Here is an 18,280-nt window from a genome sequence, read left to right on the forward strand (position 1 = left end):
CGGCGCGCTTAATAGCAGGCCGACCATTCATTTAAGGTTATTGTTTAACTAAAGTGTATGCCGCCTTAGCATCATCAGCACCTTTAAGTACAAACGTAAACTTGTAGGTGCCTGTACTTGCAACCGGAATGTTATCTGCATCACTTTTGGCTAAAGTAGCGCCATCTGCACCCGCTTTTGGCACACCGTAGCTAGTTCCCCAATCATGATTTTTCCTTACTTTGAATTGACCTGTAGAAGCCAATGAAGCCGTAATTTCCCAGATGTTGGTTCCGTTATTGTATTTCATATCCGTATCGCTGCCCCAGCCACCTGCCGTAGCATCGCCTATTATGCTGTAATATACAGCAACAGGCTCTATAGTGTAGGTATTGGCGTTCAGGTCGACAGTAATCTGGTACTGGCCTGCGCCAGGCGACGCAAAGTTAGCTCCCGATGTACTTATTTTACCCCCTCCTGCGTCACCATAGGCTACATCCCATTTTTTTTGCGGGGTTATTTTAAATCCTGTATTACCAGGTGTGAAATTGATAATCCCGGTATATACGCCGTTACCGTTTGCAGACTGCAAGCTATCGGCAGTCGGTGGGTTCCAGCCTTGGTAAGCACCGGGTACATAAATGTAAGATACCAAAGCAAACGGTGTAGCGGTTACAGTGACCACGTTTGAGTAGACAGTACCTTCGGTAGCTGTTGCACTTAATGATGATTTCACGCGCATTTCTAATTGCGCAGGCTTACCGCTTGGCAAATTTAAAGATAACAGCAGGTTATTGAAATCCTTAACGGTATAGCTTTTGCTGAGCGCTCCTGTTGCCAGGGCTACCTCCGTTGGCGAAGCAAAAGCCGTACCTTTCACAGCTATTTGCAGGGAATTAGTGGCCGCCGAAGTATAGCCGTAATTTTGTGTAGTAGCGGTAACCGTAATAGCGGTTTCCATTAAGTTAGATTTTGACAATGCCGGCGTGGTAGTTGATGCCGTTAAAGCACCGCCAGTAGCAGGCTGGGCAACCGTACGCACTTCGTCCTTTTTGCATGACGCCAATACCAGCAAGGCGAGGCAGCTAAATGCTAAAAATTTGGTCATAAAATTTTTCATTTTTTATATTTTTAAAAAATAGATACATATTTATAAATAAGATACAGGCAGGTACGCCTAAACGGGCCTGCCTGTATGTTTTAATACCCTGGATTTTGCTTTAATGTAGGGTTAGCAGTGATATCGTCAGTCGGGATTGGGTAAATATTCCTAAAATCTTCCACGCCCTTGCCATTTGCAACGCCACCCTTGAATGGCCACAGGTACGCCGCTGTAGTGAACCTGCCATAACGCACCAAATCGGTACGGCGGAAACCTTCCCAGTATAACTCGCGCGCCCTTTCGTCTAAGATAAAATCAAGTGTGATACCAGCAACATTACCGCTGACATTACCATAAGCGCGGGTACGAATATTGTTAATATACGTTGTAGCAGTAATTAAATCGCCACCGGCACCGCCGCGCAATACCGCTTCTGCGTAAATAAGGTACATTTCTGATAAGCGGAATATAGGAAAATCAACATCAGCAAAATCAAGGCTCTTGCCGGGTAAACCGTTGCGGTCTACATTGCGGTATTTGGTAACTGCAAAACCATCTGTAAAGGCACTTTGATCCTTAATTTCCAGGTTTTGCCCATTTGTATAGAACTGAGCGCGTTTATCTGCCGAGCCGGTATAATCAGGGAAAAGATTAGGAAGGTTCTTGGTGGTACGCGCACCGCTCCAGCCACCGCTGATACCAAAATTGCTGGCAGATTCGGAGCCGCCAACCGGCGCATGGGTTAAAAACGTGGTACCGCCGTAGCTTTGTGTACGTAAACCATCATAGTTGATAGTGAAAATGTTTTCACTGGTATTTTGCTGGTTATCAGCAAGCATTATCCATTTATAATTGCTTACCAACGAGTAACCTGCGCCGATAACTTTTTTAGAATAGGTGATAGCATCGTCATATCTTTTGGTGCCTGTATAAACCTCTGCGTTTAGATATAACCTGGCCAACAATGCCCATTCAGCCGCCTGATCTGCACGGCCATACTCATTAGTCCTCGGAGCTGCTAAACCTGGCTCAATAGCTTTCAATTCTGATTCAACATAGTTAAACAATGTTTTACGGTCTGCCTGTTTTGGTACAGTTACACCAATAAGGTCGGTTTCTTTAACCAAAGGTGTGCTGCCATAAGCATCAAGAAGTACCCAATATTGGAACGCCCTTAAAAACCTTGCTTCTGCGCGAAACTGGCGGATTTTATCGGCATCGGCCCCGGAAATACCACGACTGCTCAATTGGTCATCGGCAGACTGCCTGATGAATTCATTAGCCAGCGTAATTTGGTATAAACTTCGGTAATATAAACCCTTTAAAAAAGAGTTAGCCGGAGACCAGTTCATATTATGGAAATCCTGGATACCTACGTCGCCCCATGCAATTACGGCTTCGTCTGTACTCAATTCTTGCGCCTTCCAAAACAGGCGCAAAAAATCAGAAGTACCCTCATCAATCCCTTGCACATCACCATTGCCAGCCGGGCCCTGGTTGCCAGTTAAGGCAAAAGAGCCATAAACTTTAGCAAAAACTTGTTTGTAACCTTCGGCACTGGTATATACGGTAGCCGAGGTGATGTCATTTGTTGGCAGTAAATCAAGTTTCTTATTACAAGAAACCAAACTGCCGGTCAGCATTAATATTACAAATGCTTTAATAAAGTTCTTTTTCATATCGCTTTTTTTTAGCTGTTTATGTTACTATACGAATGATTTAAAATTTCAGATTTAAGCCAAGTACGTAAGTACGCGGGCGCGGATAAATATTATTGTCGATGCCGCCATTCACCTCCGGGTCTACGCCTTTATATTTAGTGATAGTAAATACGTTTTGTACGTTACCGCTAAGGCTAAGCTGGGTAGAGCCACCGAATAGTTTGCCAAAGTTATAACCAAGGCTTGCGTTATCCATTTTTAAGAATGAAGCATTTTGCACATAATAGTCAGATAAAACATTTTTATCATTACCACCTATCAAACCGCTTTCGAGTACGTTGGTTGAACCATTATTTAGATAACCAAGCGGGTTGAGGATACTGCGCTGTACACCGGTGCTGGAAAACACATTGTTGTAGGCATAATTACCTAAATTAGCACGCATCACTACGCTTAGATTAAATTTTTTGTAGGTAACGTTGCTGGAAAAACCAAAAATATATTTTGGATCGGGCTGTTTGTAAAGATAAAGATCTTTGTCATTAATAGAGCCATCGTTGTTCCTGTCTACATAAACGTTATCAAGAGGTTTGCCATCTGTGCCGTAAACTTGTTGGTAAACATAGTAAGCACCACGAGGTTGACCAACGATAAAACGCTGTACGCTCGAGCCTGTTCCGCCCGATACACCACCTGTAGACAAGCCTGTATTATTAGGGTCATTTACAAAGGTAAGTTTAGTAATCTTGTTTTGATTGTAGGTAGCGTTTAAAGCAACATCCCAGGTTACCTCTGCGCTTTTAATTAGCTGGGCGTTTAACGATATCTCAATACCCTTATTGGTCATGGTGCCTACGTTTGTGATAAAAGTATTAGAAAAGCCGCCACCTGCGGGCACGTTAACCGGAGCTAAAAGATCTTTGGTCTCCTTATAATAAGCATCGATGCTACCTGTTAAACGGCCGTTCAAGAACCCAAAATCTATACCGGCGTTTGTGGTTGCGCTTTGCTCCCACTTGCGTTTAGGATCGTAAGCAACCGGGCGGTATAACTGGTAAAAAGCATTACCAAACTGGTAAGAGGCCGTCTGAGAACTTAGCGAATAATACGAGGTGTAAGCGTAATTAGACAAGCCATCCTGCTGGCCGGTCAAACCATAACCAACCCGTAATTTAAGATCAGATAACACGGTATTATCTTTTAAGAAAGATTCTTCCTTAATCTTCCAGGCTAAAGCACCCGATGGGAATACGGCATAGCGGTTAAGCGGACTGAACCTCGAAGACCCGTCGCGGCGGACGGTACCGGTAAGTAAATACTTATTAGAAATGGTTAAGTTAAGGCGACCATAGTACGATAAAAGCCTATTTCTCGGGATATCAAAAGGATACGTAGGGTTTGATACCACCGTTCCATCCGTTGTGAGGTCGGGATAATTGGTTACGGTTGTTTTGTAATCGTAGTACGCATAACCGGCAACCGCATCAATACGTGTATTTATAGCTTTTACTTCTTTTACATAATTTAAATAACCTTCAAATGTAGTGTTCAACGCTTTGTTGTCATACTGGTTATTTACACCGCTATGTAGTACATTGTTGGCGTCTTTATACCGCCTGAAGCTTGAGGCAGCATAATCAGGCTGTACGATAGTGCCCTTACCTTCGGATGCATCGTAACCAAAATTAACATTGGCGTGCAGATCCGGCAGGAAGTGTAATTTATAATCGAGTTGCAAGTTACCGATACTTCTTTTTACATCGCTTTTATCTTCGCGCTCCTCTAATAAGCCTACGGGATTACGCGGTGCAAGTTGCTTTAGGCCAGTTGCCGATGACGGGTCACTATCCAGATATTCAAAGTAACCGCCGTAATTGCTGTTACCCGATGTTACCGGTTTTGTAGGGTCGAAGCTAACTGCAGCACCAATGGCGCCTTGGTTAGCAAAGCGTGCTTTACTTGCAGATCCCCGTACGTTCAGATCAATTTTTAAGTGATTGTCAAATAATTTTGGTGACAGGTTTATCGATGCAGATGCCCTGTTGAGGTAACCGGTTCTCAATATGCCTTTCTGATCTAAGTAACCCACAGAAATACGGTAAGGAACATTTTTAAACCCGCCCGAAATGCTAAGGTTATTGTCGTTACTGATAGCGGTTTTGTAAATCTCTTTTTGCCAATCGGTATTTTCGGCACCTAAAAGTCCCTGATAAGTGGCATTTCCGTTAGCTTTTACATAGGCGCGTAACTGGTCTGCAGACAACACGCTTACTTTTTTTGTTAATACAGCTGCTGATACCTGCGTATTTAAGTTGATGACTGGTTTGCCTGCCAAGCCTCTTTTTGTAGTAATGATGATGACACCGTTAGATGCTCTCGACCCATAGATAGCTGTTGCAGAAGCGTCTTTAAGCACGGTAAAGGTTTCAATATCGTTAGGATTGATCAGCGAAAGTGCATTTGGCGCACCAGCAATACCATCATTGCTCAACTGAACGCCATCCACCACTATCAAGGGATCATTACTGGCGCTGATTGATGCACCACCCCTAATGCGGATAGTGCTCCCTGCACCTGGTGCACCGCCGTTTGACGTAATTGATACCCCGGCAACTTTACCGGCAATTAATTGCTCGGGAGATGTGATATTACCGGTTTGAAAATCTTTTGAACTTACGGTGGTTACAGAACCGGTAAGATCTTTCTTTTTAACAGTACCATACCCAATCACCACAATTTCGTTTAGTGATTTTGATGATGATTGCATGCTGAAATTAACAGATAAAGGGCCGGTGCCCACAGTAACAGATTTTGGATCGGTGGTGTAACCTATAAAGCTGGCGGTTAAGGTGTAAGTGCCGGCTTTTACACCGTTAATTCTGTAAACGCCGTTTACATCTGTTGCGCCGGCAATTGTGGTGCCTACTACCAACACCGTTGAGCCTGGTAATGGCTGATTATTTTCATCGACCACTTTGCCGGTGATGCTTCCCGTTTGTGCTAATATCGCTTGAGATATAAATAGCACTGCAAAAAGGAGCATGAACTTTTTTAAGTAATTGTTTCTCATTTAATTAATTGGGTTAATAGTGTAAATTGGTGTTGCTTGGATTTAAGTGCTTATTTTCTTACCCTGCCCAAACAATATTAGTACAGGTTAAAATGTATTCATTATTGATTATTCCGCATTGAAAATCTCAAAATCGACTCGCTAAAACGCTCTTATCGTGTAACGTCCCGGCTTCAACAGTGCTTAAGGTTGTTTCCAGCCCTTGGTGCAAACATTAAAAAAATTCAATACAAAAAATATAATTGGTTAATTCACCGTAGCGGAGCTATGTATAAATAGATCAACGATGCTGCGAATACACAAAGTAAGGCAGCCGAACTTTTACGAACTATTTATTTATAAAAAATTTAACGAAATAGCGCTTTATTTAAATTTATGCTGTTGATAATCAAATAATTAAAATTTAAAAAAGTCCAAAAATTTAACGGATGTAGCAGGTTTTTGATACACTAAGGGCATTTATTAAGCTTTTACGCTTCAAATAATACGGCAAAAATTGGGTTTTCTGTCTGTCCGGTACCAGCCTGCCAAACAGCCGCCTTAGAGAATGGACGCTACAGGCATAACGGACATACAACCGAATTGGAAAACAGGCTTAGTGTATCAGGTACAATAAGTGTGAACTTTTTAAAGGCGGGATTAACTCATTAAAAAAATTAAGGTTTAGCCCCGATATCGACCGCTTTAATTGCCATGATGCGCTGGTCGAATTCGTCGCCATGAATGATTGCTTTGGCTTTAATACGCATTTTGTAAACGTAGATAGTTTTTTCGGAGTATTCTAATATCTTAGCAATGGCCTCTGTACCAGTTATACCCATTCGCATCAGCGCAAAAATGCGAAGATCTGTAGTGAGCACTTCATGCTCTTTGGGCCAAATCTGGTTTTCTTTCTTAAACAGCGTATTGAATTCTTCAACAAAATTGGGGAAGATTTTGAGGAAAACCTGGTCGAAAGTGTTGAATAATGTCTCCCGTTCCTTTTTAATATTGATATTATTGCCCATCAATTGGATATCATCATACTTTTTGGCCGGCAATTTTGTGTCTATAGATCGTTTAATTCGCTCCAATTGAAGGATATAGCCCGATATTACGTTAAAAAAGTAACCGATGTAATCTTCTTTTATCTTGGTGCCTTCCATCAATTTTTCGTTAACCTTTTCTATTATCTTTTCTTTTGCTTTTAATTTTTTGTTGCGTTTGTATAAAAGTATAGATACCAGGATTACTGCTGCGGTCAGTACCGTAATCAGGCTGAGGCTTCTGATGTAAAGCTTCTCCTCCCGTTCTATAAAAAGCAATTTTTCAGAAGCAACTATTGGCAGTAACGACCCGATTTGTACTTTTCTTTGCCTGGCGCCATAAAATTCAGCGTCGGCAAGCGCATGCTCCAATGCTGTGTAAGCATTTTTAATGTCTCCTTTTTTGTAGAGAATCTCGGCCAGCCAAAACAGCGCAACTGTTTCCTTTGTAGACGACCGGATATCGCTTATGGTTGCTTTTATCAGTAATTCGATACTTTTATCTGACTGTGACGTGTTTTGAAAAACGTTGCTAAGCGTAGATTCCACAATAGCGTTCTGATGTTCGGTGAGCGTTTTAAGTTTTAGCAGTTTGTAAAAAAATACTGTGGCAGCGTCATTAAAGTTGTTTTTATATTTTTTATATCCCGACAGGTAAAGGTTATCATACGAACCCGGCTTACTTAGGAGTATGGCAGAATCGATATACTTATTTGCGAGTGAAGTATAAACCGGGGTATAGTGCTTATCGTTATTGTAGGTAGCCAAATCATAATAAGCCCTCATTATGATAGAGTAGTATTCAACTTTAACTGAGTCATTCAGGCTTTGCACATTTATACCGTGAATGCTCTCGAAAGTTTCTTTAAACATTCCGGACGAAAGCAATATAAATCCCATCTTTATTTTGCTGAAATCCTGTTTAGATTTATCATGAAGGACCTGGCTAACCGATAAAAGTTTGTTGGCATAAACATAAGCAGAATCGTATTGGTAAGATTTGTACTCGTCATATAATTTGTTCCCTACCGCGAATTGGTTTTGAAGATCCGATAAGGGCAATTGTTTAAGTTCCTTTTTAAGGGCGGTGATACGCGCTTCTTTTTGATGATCGTAATCTCTTTTTTTGTCAAAAGCAACTTTCAACTCGTCGAAAAGGTCGTTTGTGTTAGGCACTGCTGCCAGCGCCAACGGTGATAAAATAAACAAAAACAAAAAAAATACTCTCATAATTAGGTAATACCAGCGTAATGGGTAACGATAAATCTGCACGAAGATATGCGGATTTTAAAAAACGAAATAAAGATAACGATATGGTGCAGCAATTATGCTGAAAACTTTAAATCAAGATTATTTTTATTGATGTCTGATACGGCGGCCAATTACCAGATGCCTGAATATTTCTCTTTTGGCAACTATATTGGCTCGTAAGCAAAGGCTTAATGGGCTGTTCCATGGTAAAGTAAATACGGCAAGGTGCACAGGTAAATTGTACTGCGTAAGCACAGCAGGTTGCTAACATAGCCCAGTTGTAGCAAACATGACCTATTGGTATCAGCTCTCAAGCTGTTTGTGCCTTGCTGACCTATAGCTGCTGGCTTAACAATAAAACCTGCGGATGGTTATTAAAAGCGGTGTTTGCGATAGCGGGATTCGGTTGCTTAAAGGCAATAGCTTCGGGCCTGTAGTTATGCTGGTATTTAGTAAACACTCAAAGGTTAACGGCGATCACCCGGTCTGCGTTCACCATTTCTTTTTGCCTGGCGATTTGTCCCCTTTACGTTTCAGCAGTAGTTTTCTCCAGGATATTGCTTTCTCTTTTCTCAAACTGCAGGTTACCATTTTTTAATAAAAAGCGCATAGGTGCTGTCCGCACTAAATAGCAACTCCAATTTAAGTTTCAGCTACAGAATGTTAGCCGGGTTTATCGGCAGCCATTTTCCCGGACAAGATTTATTATGCAGCGGAATTATTTCCTTGGTGCTTTTAGGCATGACCGTTTTATTAATAAAAAGGAACAATCGCCGCGTAAGCATGTGGATTTAGATTTCAAAATCAATTCTTATTTCAATTTCATAAAGCTGTAAGAAATTTTATTACGTAATTTATATATGCGTTTGAAATATTTTTTTAAAACAGGGTTTATCGTGTTTTTCCTGTTAATGACAGCACTTGCAAGTGCTCAGCTTAAAAGGATCAAGGCCCCGGACTATATCCAATTATCGCAAAACTTCTTATACGCAGCTAAAACAGGTGATTCCACAACTGCATTTATTAATACCTTAAAAAATGCAGATCAAAATATTTTAGCGAAACAGTTAAATAATGACCATAAAAAACTTGCATTTTGGCTAAATCTTTATAATGGTTTTACGCAGGTGATCTTAAAGAAAGACCCTGATCAGTATAAAACGCGCGGTTCTTTCTTTTCCAGTAATCAGATCTACATTGCCGGGCAGAAATTAAGCCTTGACCTGATCGAGCATGGGATATTGCGGCATAGTAAGGTTAAATGGAGCGAAGGTTATTTAGATAAGCTCTTCCCTTCCGGGTTTGAAAGAAAGTTCCGTGTGGAAACGCTGGATTATCGTATCCATTTTGCGTTAAACTGCGGAGCCAAAAGCTGCCCACCCATTGCATTTTATGAACCGGAGCAATTAGAAAAGCAATTAAATGTGGCCGTTAAAACCTATTTAAAGGGAGAAGTAACCTACGATAAAGAGCAGAATACGGTAGATTGTCCTGCGTTAATGGGGTGGTTCCGTCATGATTTTGGAGGAAAAAAGGTTATGTTGGCGCTTTTAATAAAAAATAAGATCATCCCCGAAGGGACCAAACCAACGATTCATTTTAAAAAGTACGACTGGAGTTTATATTTGAATAATTATAAATCTGAAAACAATGGCTGATCATTATTACAATGCTGAAGACCTCGGTAAATTTGGGAACATCGGGGAATACCAGAAAGAAATGGCCGATAAGTTCTTTGCCTACTACGGTGAAGTTTTTAAAGATGGCGCATTAACCGCGAAGGAAAAATCATTGATTGCTTTAGCGGTGGCCCATGCTGTGCAGTGCCCTTACTGCATAGACGCCTACAGCAGCGATGCCTATGAAAAAGGCTTTAGCGAGGCCCAAATGATGGAGGCCGTACACGTTGCATCTGCCATAAAAGGCGGCGCGGTATTGGTACATGGTGTACAAATGATGAACAAAGTGAAAGAAATTAGCATGTAATGATCAAATCTCTCAAAGTTCTGCAAAACCCTTTAGCAAATAGTGCCTATCAGCTGGATATTTTAGAATATAATCCGAAACACAAGCATGCTTCATTCCATGAAAAAGTTTCAAGCTTGGGTATGTTTCCCTTATTGACTGTTGGTGTCGAGATCTTCCAGGTGAACATGGGTAAAATGTGCAACCAGGTTTGCAAGCATTGCCATGTAGACGCCGGGCCGGATCGCAAAGAAATCATGACAAGGGACATCATGCAGCTATGCCTTAATGTGTTAGCCAATTCACCGATCAAAATAGTTGACCTGACGGGTGGTGCCCCTGAACTCAATCCTGATTTCCGCTGGTTTGTGGAGCAGATCAAAGCTTTAGGTAAGCATATTATTGTTCGGTGTAACCTGACCATTATATTGGCAAATAAACGTTTCCACGATTTGCCTGAATTTTTCAAAATGCACCGGATAGAGGTGGTATCCTCCTTACCCAGTTTTACACAAGGCAGGACGGATAAACAGCGTGGTGACGGTGTTTTTGAAGACTCCATCAAGGCACTTCAAATGCTGAATGCGGTTGGGTACGGATTAGCGGATACCGGGCTAACGCTAAACCTGGTTTACAATCCGGCAGGTGCTTTTCTGCCACCATCGCAGGATGCGTTGGAAAAAGAGTATAAGTTTGAATTGATGAAAAAATATAACATCCGTTTCAACAAACTTTTTGCTATTACAAATATGCCCATCAGCAGGTATCTGGATTATTTGTTGACAACTGATAATTACGATAAGTATATGGAAAAGCTGATCGGTGCTTTTAACCCCGCCGCTGTCAATAATGTAATGTGCCGCAATACGATCTCCGTTGGATGGGATGGCTATCTGTACGATTGTGATTTCAACCAAATGCTTGACCTCAAAGTTACTCCGCCAATTTCGCAGCATTTAGCAGATTTTGATTTGAGTTTATTACAAAACCGCGAGATTATTTTAAAACAACATTGCTACGGGTGTACAGCGGGTGCCGGTTCAAGTTGCGGCGGTGCAGTTACAGAATAATTATGAATGATATAACTCCTTTAAATACCGCTCTTGTCATATTTGTCCGCCACCCGGAATTAGGTAAAGTTAAAACCCGGTTGGCGAAGGTTATCGGCGATGAGAAAGCATTGTCTGTTTACAATTTATTATTAAGCCATACCCGCCAGATCACTATTCCATTAAACTGCCGAAAATTTATTTATTACACCGATCAGGTCATCGAACACGATCTCTGGACTTTCCCCGGCTATACCAAAAGGCAGCAATTTGGCGAGGATCTGGGCGCACGGATGTCTAATGCTTTTAAAGAACTATTTGACCAGGATTTTAAACGGGTGATGATCATTGGCAGCGATTGTTATAAGTTACAAACGACCATAGTTGAACAAGCGATAGCCGCACTGAACGATAAAGACGTAGTGATTGGGCCGGCCTTTGACGGTGGGTATTACCTTTTAGGTTCAAACCGGTATGTGCCTGAATTGTTTACCGATAAAGCCTGGAGTACAGATGAAGTTACAAACCAAACTTTAGCTACAGTTAACCAATTGGAACTAACGTATAGTTTGACCGAAAGATTGCACGATGTTGATGAGGTAGCGGATCTGGAATTAAACGGAATTCGCGTTTAACGATAGTTCAGCATCTCTTTATATTTCAAAACCATACTTTCCTGGCTTGCGCCTTTTTGATACATCCTTACAATGGCATAGTTAGCCTTTTGAACCGTAAACCAACCATTAGTATCGTATTTCCTGGCAGAGATTAGTACAGGTTTAGTAATAATCTTATATTTCCCGCGCTTCCTTGCCCTTGTGCAAAACTCAAATTCTTCCATGATCTTCATCGTTCCGTCAAAACCGCCGGTTTGTTGAAATAGATTTTTGGTAATTAAGAGTGTTTGATCGCCACCCATACCACCAAAGGTATCAAGCCTGCTTAACAAGGCATTCAGTTTCAGCAACCAGCTTTTGCTATCATAAATAGAAAGATATCTGCCCATATCATACCCGGCTTTAACTACATTTACAATATCGGTAATATAGGTTTGAGGAGGTAAAGTATCTGCATGGACAAAATAAAGCAAGTCGCCTTTTGCGAGTGATGCGCCAAAATTCATTTGTGCTGCCCGCCCTTTTTCAGGAGAGATTACTGCTACCGCACCAGCTTTTTTTGCATAAACCAGCGAATCATCGGTACTGCCACCATCAACAACGATAATCTCTTCTAAATTATCATTGCCAAATGCTGTTAAATACCTGATCAACCTGCCGATATTATCAGCTTCATTAAAAACAGGAACAATAATGGTTACTTTCATGAATAACTAATTCTCATCTGCACTGTTTAAACCTACGTATATAAATAAATAATGCATAAAATTAACAAAAGGCATGACAAATAAAATTTTATATACCATCGCTGTATTCTTGCTGTTATCATTCAACTTAAAAGCCCAGCTGGTTAAATTCATTACGGTTTCACAACTGGAAAGCCGTATCAAACAAGGGAAAGACACTACTTACGTGATCAACTTTTGGGCAACATGGTGCAAACCATGTGTAAACGAACTCCCTGAATTTGAAAGGTTTAAAATATCGGTAAAAGGAAAACCCGTTAAAGTGATCCTGATCAGCGCCGATCTGAAATCCAAACTGGAAAGCGGTGTACAGCCTTTTGTAAAAGCCCACCGGTTAACCGGCGAAGTTTACTTGCTGAATGAAGCGCCCAATTCTTATAATGAAAAGATCAGTGCTGATTGGTCGGGCGCGCTGCCCGGAACCCTCATCGTGAAAAACGGCAAAAAGAAATTTCACGAAGCGGCATTTTCTTATGATGAATTAGTGGCAGCTGTTAAACAGATTGATTAAGCCAATTAAGCGTTTTACTGACGCCTTCTCTTAAAGGAATAATAGTGTACCCTATTTCCTGCTCGGCCTTATTAGAACTGACGACCCAGTGCTTGTTGTACTTCCTGACAAATGGCGGGGTTATCATGGGTTGTTTCCCAAATAATCGAGCCATCAATAACTGTATCCGGGAAAGGAATAGCATCACCGGCAAGGGAACATTATACATTTTTCTTTTCACACCGGTAAGTTCATCCACCAGGCTAAAGAATTCATTGTAGGTTGCATTAACACCACCCAACAGATAACGTTCACCAGGTTTGGCTTTTTCCATAGCGGCTATCAATCCTTTTATCGTGTCATCAATGTAAACGTAGTTGCCGATACTTTTCCCATTACAAGGTTTGATTTTCCAATGTCCACTGATGTACATTTTCATTAAGCGCGTAAAGCCATTGCTTTCGGTTAATAATCCAGGGCCATATACCCGGCTGGGGTTGACAATAATACCCCGGATACCTTTAGGGATATAAGCTTTGAGCAGTTGCTCAGCGTCTACTTTACTTTGCTCATAAAGCGTTTCCAGTTTGGGATTAGGATTGGTCAATTCGCATACGGGTTTTCCGTCTTCGGAATCTCCGACTACTCCTGCAGTTGAGGTGAATAGCACGTCCTTGATATCCAATTTCAGGCAGGCATCTAAAACGTTCTGCAACCCTTTCACATTTATTACTTGAAAACTTTGTGGGATTTCATGCCATACCGATGCCAGCGCAGCCAGGTGGTAAACCTGATCGCAGCCTGCCATGGCATTTAATAAGGAAACAGGATCTAAAATATCCCCTTGAAATAATACAATTTTGTGATGATGTAACAGGGCCTTTCCTTTTTTTTCGTTACGAACCAAGGCATGTATAGTATGGCCGTCGGCAGCTAATTGCAGAGCCAGCTTTTGGCCGATATAACCGGTAACACCCGTGATAAATATTTTCATCGGCAAAATTAATTAGCAACAGCCACCGCCGTCATAAAACCAAGTTGAGTTTGATATAAAAATATCACCACGTTTCAATGCTGCTAAATTTCCGGCTGTTTTATCGCAAACAGCTAAAGGCTGGTTAGGCATTAAAATATGTCCTTTCTCATCATCAAAATATTCCTTTTCGCCATAATAGATCGCGGCTTTGCCTGTAAATACACAAGGACCATCGGCGGGCATAAGGTCTTTAATGGCACAAACCTCCACGCTTTCAATATAAAGCAAATCATCTGTCGGATATTGGCCGGGAGCCAAAATGCGGTATGGCCTTTTAGCTCTTATTTCTATGGTGCCAAAGCCGATATCAGTTATGCTTTTGACATAATCATTTAAGGTTAACGACCCGGTTAAGCATAAAGCCCGTAACCTGTCGTCGTTGCGTAAGGCTTCGTTCATTGGCTGGTCGCAAACCGGATCAGACATCACTAAGCGGCCGCCAGGCTTTAACACCCGGTATATCTCGGTTAACGCCTGTTTCAAGTCGTTTTCCTTAAAAATATTGAACAGGCAATTTTGCCCGGCTACATCTATGGAATTGTCCGCCACAGGAAGTGCCAAAGCAGAGCCTTTGCGCAGATCAATAAATTCCTTTTTGAACCAGGGGTTTAACTTTTCCGCCTCTACTAAATTTTCAGCGCAGCTTTGCAGCATTTCGTCCACAATGTCAACGCCTATAACGCCTTGCTCCTTTCGGTTAAAATAGGAAAATTGCAAAAGCTCCATACCCCCGCCAACACCAACATAAAGTATCGTTGGATCATTAGCGAGATCATTGGCGCTTACGATGGAACCGCAGCCATAATTCATTTCCTGCATGATCTTCGGACTTTCCAGCCCTGGAAAGGCGTTCATTGGAGTTGTGGTACAGCAAAGGCCTACATCAGGTTTTAATGCGGCATCGCGATATAGGTTGATCGTTTCATCAAGATAACTATCCATATTTCTTTATATTATAAGATATATACGTGGCTTATCGGGCGACGGCTTTTTAAATGGCCGAATCCCCTGCTATTTTTAATTGGCTAAAACTCTTTATTAGAATTTTATCGTAAATTTAGTGATTGAAGATATAGGTTAAAAATAGATTTATGAAGCAGAAAGTGATGTTCATTTACCATATAATTTTGTCATGCAAAATATAGGCTTCCAAATAAATACTATTTTACAGCCACTGGCGGTCGGATTTGTCTTTTTACTAACTTACCTTGCGGAACATCTCTTCCCGCAACGAAAAGAGTTATTACAAAACAATCATGACTTGAAAAACATCATGGTGGGCGTGGTTAATCTGCTATTTTCATTTGCAAGTGGCTATTATTTACAAAAGTTAATGGTATATGCGTCCGGGCAGAATTTTGGATTGATCCCTTTTGCCAAAATCCCTACCTTGTTATCCTTAGTGCTCCAAATAATTTGTATCGATCTTTTCGTTTACTGGTGGCACCGCGTCAATCATCATATTCCCTTATTTTGGAAATTCCATAAATTCCACCATGAAGATGAAAATATGAATACCACCACAGCAGTTCGATTTCATACCGTAGAGCTCTTTTTTGCAGTTATCGCAAAAGCGGTATTTCTTACACTAATGGGTATTACTGTTACCGGGCTGATTGCTTACGGTATTTTGTTTTTTCCGGTAGTATTACTGGTTCACTCCAATATCAGGATAAATCAAAAAACAGACTTTTTATTAAGGAAAATAATCATTAGCCCGTTGATGCACCGGATACATCATTCAAATGTTATTGTTGAAACTAACTCCAACTATGGTTCCGTTTTCCCTTTTTGGGACCGCATTTTCAAAAGCTATCGAAAAAAGCCAATTGGCAGGATCAAATTTGGATTGTAATGCCGCTTTACAATCTAAGGTGCCAGTTAATTTAAAATTTATTAGAAATACTTAATTTAACCCGCCAATCACTTCAAATATTTAAGAAAATGGTTCGAGATTATTCCCCTACGGGCTACCAAAGGAAATACCAGACAATGGTTGTTCCTTTTTGTATACCCATACATATTTGACGCACAATTGGTTAGGACCAAATCTTATTTAGTTAGATATTTACCGGTAAAATTTGTTGATTTTCTCCCCCTGGGTCCAAAAATGGTTTTAATATAGCATAGCCTGTTTTTTTCGAGTTCGATTTCCCCTTCAGGTTGTCGTATTTTCTGTCTCTTTCACGTTTGTTGGAAGTCTTTTTAATAAGGTAGAGAAAATTCAATATAATAACCGCCTCATTATCATCAACCTCGATGCTATTTTATCTAATATAGCAATAGCGCGTTTAATCGAAATTGTTTTATCTACAAAATTAGGTGTTATGTAATTCTAGTTATTCTTGATACAAGTTTAAATAACCTTTTGACGTTAGTGGATTGTACAAGGTAGCAACAGATAGCTCCATCCTTGTTTTTTAATAATTGCGAATAAAAAATCATATAAGAGTTTGGCCATTATTTATAGACGAACGCTTGTAAGTTTGCTACGTGGAAAAATACGAGGGTATAAAAAAAAGTCTATTTTTAATCATTTAACCGGTAAATAACTGGCCGAACTATCGACGAAATTTTTTTAAATTTCCAATAAAAAATCGCTGATTAAGGCAATCCGAGCTAAAAACTTCTAATAAAATAACTTATAGACTCACTGAATTATTCGTATATAAGTATATACTAAAAATAACCCTTACTGTCCAGATCTCTTCAAGTGCGCAAAGAACATCAAATATCGCCCATTGCAATATAGAAACGCCCAATTATCTTTAGTAGTGAGCAGTTTAACAATAGTGTTATAAATTATGACGTATAAGAGTGTGTATTTGTAAAACAAATTACAGATGATACGCTATACGATAAAACTTACAAAAGAGGAAGTTGAAGGGTTATACTCAATAATCAACAAAAGGTTCTTATAGTTCTCAAACATTACGGAAAGCCTATTTAAGCGTCTTTGTATTAAATTCTTTTAATGCAAAGACAATAACCTCTTTCTCACAAGCAAACAAGCCCCTATGATACCAGCATGTTTGCCTAATTGTGATAGTCTGAGTTGAGTATCATTATTAACCAAGCTTAAAGAGTATTTATTAATGGCACTTTTAATGGGAAGGCGTATATACTCGCCGGTTTGGGCCAAACTTCCACCCAATATAACTAACTCAGGATTAAATATATTAATGAGTAATGCGATACCGCGACCAATATTTCCGCCAATTTCAGCTATTAGTTCTATGGCCAAAACATCATCATTATTGGCAGCCTTTATCACATCTTCCATTTGTATCTCTTCTCCCTCGCCTTTTTCTTCAAAAAGGATTGATGAAGAGCCTTCTTGCATCTTTTGTTTAACCATTCGAGCGAGCGCCCAACCAGATGCTTCAGTTTCGAGGCAGCCTTTTTTGCCGCAGTGGCATAGTATTTCGTTATCAAATAGTGGAATATGGCCAAATTCGCCCGAATATCCCGATTTGCCATAATACAATTGCCCGTTTATTAGTATTCCCAACCCTATTCCGTAATCTATATTAAGAAATAGTACATCTTTTTCTCCTTTTACTATGCCTGAACTAAATTCGCCAAATGCCATAGCGCGCGAATCGTTTTCTAAAAACACCTTTATACCAACCTTCGATTCAATGATCTTGCTTAATGGCTCTTCGCTAAAATTAAAAAAGCTGTAGCTGTAACCAGTAGCGTAATTAACCCGCCCCGAAATATTGATACCTATACCCAGAATTTTATCCTTGGGAATAGGGAGTTCCTTTATAAAGGTATTTATCAATTGGCACAATGTTTCCAACGATTCTTTATTGTTCTCCAGCTTATAAGATATCTTTTCGGCAACTTTAACCAGATTTTTTTGCAGATCAGACAGTGCTACATTGATATATCTTTGGTTTATATCAACCCCGATAAAAAACGCGGACTCTGGCAGCAACCCAAATAAGTTTGGTTTACGCCCGCTTTTTGACTCTACCTTACCGTAATCCTGTACTATACCATCCTGTATAAGATCGTTCAAAACTGCAGTCATCTTCGGCACGCTTATGTTTAACTCTTTAGCCAGATCAGCTATCGTAGCATCGCTCACATTAGCAAAGTAACCTAATATGCTTTTTTTAAGGTTCAGATTTTTATATGCTACACCAGTAGCGCTTTCGTTATTTAACTCTTCAAAAAATGTTTTACCCATTGGTTATACTTTATTACACTGTGATAAGGTTTTTTACGCCGTAAAATTAATATAAATCTACAAAAAAGAGCTTCTATTTTTAATAGTAACC

Annotated in this window: 14 protein-coding genes; 6 read left to right on the top strand and 8 right to left on the bottom strand. The window is 40.3% G+C overall.

Going from position 1 to position 18,280, the window contains the following annotated elements; genetic code table 11:
• Nucleotides 1-37: 37 nt before the first annotated feature.
• The 4 genes from NAF17_RS13990 to susR form a co-directional block, all read right to left on the bottom strand.
• Entirely contained in the window at nt 38-1,099 is a 1,062-nt protein-coding gene (locus NAF17_RS13990) for a SusE domain-containing protein (RefSeq protein ID WP_252758628.1), read from the bottom strand.
• Nucleotides 1,100-1,179: 80 nt separating this feature from the next.
• On the bottom strand, nt 1,180-2,760 hold the full coding sequence (locus NAF17_RS13995; RefSeq protein WP_252758629.1) for a RagB/SusD family nutrient uptake outer membrane protein: 1,581 nt from the start codon (nt 2,758-2,760) through the stop codon (nt 1,180-1,182).
• Between the two features lie 40 nt (nt 2,761-2,800).
• Entirely contained in the window at nt 2,801-5,812 is a 3,012-nt protein-coding gene (locus NAF17_RS14000; protein WP_252758630.1) for a SusC/RagA family TonB-linked outer membrane protein, read from the bottom strand.
• A 656-nt stretch (nt 5,813-6,468) separates the two neighbouring features.
• A complete protein-coding gene (gene susR / locus NAF17_RS14005; protein ID WP_252758631.1) occupies nt 6,469-8,067 on the bottom strand; it encodes a SusR family glycan utilization regulator in 1,599 nt (532 codons plus the stop codon).
• A gap of 932 nt (nt 8,068-8,999) precedes the next feature.
• On the opposite strand from susR, the gene NAF17_RS14010 reads away from it, so the two are divergent.
• Genes NAF17_RS14010 through NAF17_RS14025 form a run of 4 tightly spaced genes read left to right on the top strand, consistent with a single transcriptional unit; the run spans nt 9,000 to nt 11,737 of the window.
• Nucleotides 9,000-9,746: a DUF547 domain-containing protein gene (locus tag NAF17_RS14010; RefSeq protein WP_252758632.1), complete on the top strand. Its 747-nt coding sequence runs from the start codon at nt 9,000-9,002 to the stop codon at nt 9,744-9,746.
• Nucleotides 9,739-10,074, top strand: coding sequence for an arsenosugar biosynthesis-associated peroxidase-like protein (locus NAF17_RS14015; protein WP_191165255.1), 336 nt, complete (start codon nt 9,739-9,741; stop codon nt 10,072-10,074). The genes NAF17_RS14010 and NAF17_RS14015 overlap by 8 nt, the downstream gene beginning before the upstream one ends.
• Entirely contained in the window at nt 10,074-11,123 is a 1,050-nt protein-coding gene (gene arsS, locus NAF17_RS14020; RefSeq protein ID WP_252758633.1) for an arsenosugar biosynthesis radical SAM (seleno)protein ArsS, read from the top strand. The genes NAF17_RS14015 and arsS overlap by 1 nt, the downstream gene beginning before the upstream one ends.
• 2 nt (nt 11,124-11,125) lie before the next feature.
• Entirely contained in the window at nt 11,126-11,737 is a 612-nt protein-coding gene (locus NAF17_RS14025) for a TIGR04282 family arsenosugar biosynthesis glycosyltransferase (RefSeq protein ID WP_252758634.1), read from the top strand.
• Here the strand turns inward: NAF17_RS14025 and NAF17_RS14030 are convergent.
• On the bottom strand, nt 11,734-12,426 hold the full coding sequence (locus NAF17_RS14030) for a TIGR04283 family arsenosugar biosynthesis glycosyltransferase (RefSeq protein ID WP_252758635.1): 693 nt from the start codon (nt 12,424-12,426) through the stop codon (nt 11,734-11,736). The genes NAF17_RS14025 and NAF17_RS14030 overlap by 4 nt on opposite strands.
• A 73-nt stretch (nt 12,427-12,499) precedes the next feature.
• Here NAF17_RS14030 and NAF17_RS14035 point away from each other — a divergent pair, with 73 nt between their 5' ends.
• Nucleotides 12,500-12,976, top strand: a complete 477-nt coding sequence (locus tag NAF17_RS14035; RefSeq protein WP_252758636.1) for a TlpA family protein disulfide reductase — start codon at nt 12,500-12,502, stop codon at nt 12,974-12,976.
• On the opposite strand, the gene NAF17_RS14040 is transcribed toward NAF17_RS14035, so the two are convergent.
• Both NAF17_RS14040 and arsM read right to left on the bottom strand, forming a co-directional pair.
• Nucleotides 12,960-13,949, bottom strand: coding sequence for an NAD-dependent epimerase/dehydratase family protein (locus NAF17_RS14040; RefSeq protein ID WP_252758637.1), 990 nt, complete (start codon nt 13,947-13,949; stop codon nt 12,960-12,962). The two genes, NAF17_RS14035 and NAF17_RS14040, sit on opposite strands and share 17 nt — an antisense overlap.
• A gap of 12 nt (nt 13,950-13,961) precedes the next feature.
• Nucleotides 13,962-14,933, bottom strand: coding sequence for an arsenosugar biosynthesis arsenite methyltransferase ArsM (gene arsM, locus NAF17_RS14045; protein ID WP_252758638.1), 972 nt, complete (start codon nt 14,931-14,933; stop codon nt 13,962-13,964).
• Nucleotides 14,934-15,123: 190 nt separating this feature from the next.
• Between arsM and NAF17_RS14050 the strand changes: the two genes are divergently transcribed.
• Nucleotides 15,124-15,846, top strand: a complete 723-nt coding sequence (locus NAF17_RS14050) for a sterol desaturase family protein (protein WP_252758639.1) — start codon at nt 15,124-15,126, stop codon at nt 15,844-15,846.
• Between the two features lie 1,116 nt (nt 15,847-16,962).
• Here NAF17_RS14050 and NAF17_RS14055 read toward each other — a convergent pair.
• Complete coding sequence (locus NAF17_RS14055) at nt 16,963-18,189, bottom strand: ROK family transcriptional regulator (protein WP_252758640.1); 1,227 nt, start codon at nt 18,187-18,189, stop codon at nt 16,963-16,965.
• Between the last annotated feature and the right edge of the window lie 91 nt (nt 18,190-18,280).

Source organism: Mucilaginibacter aurantiaciroseus (assembly GCF_024055595.1).
Lineage (GTDB): Bacteria > Bacteroidota > Bacteroidia > Sphingobacteriales > Sphingobacteriaceae > Mucilaginibacter > Mucilaginibacter aurantiaciroseus.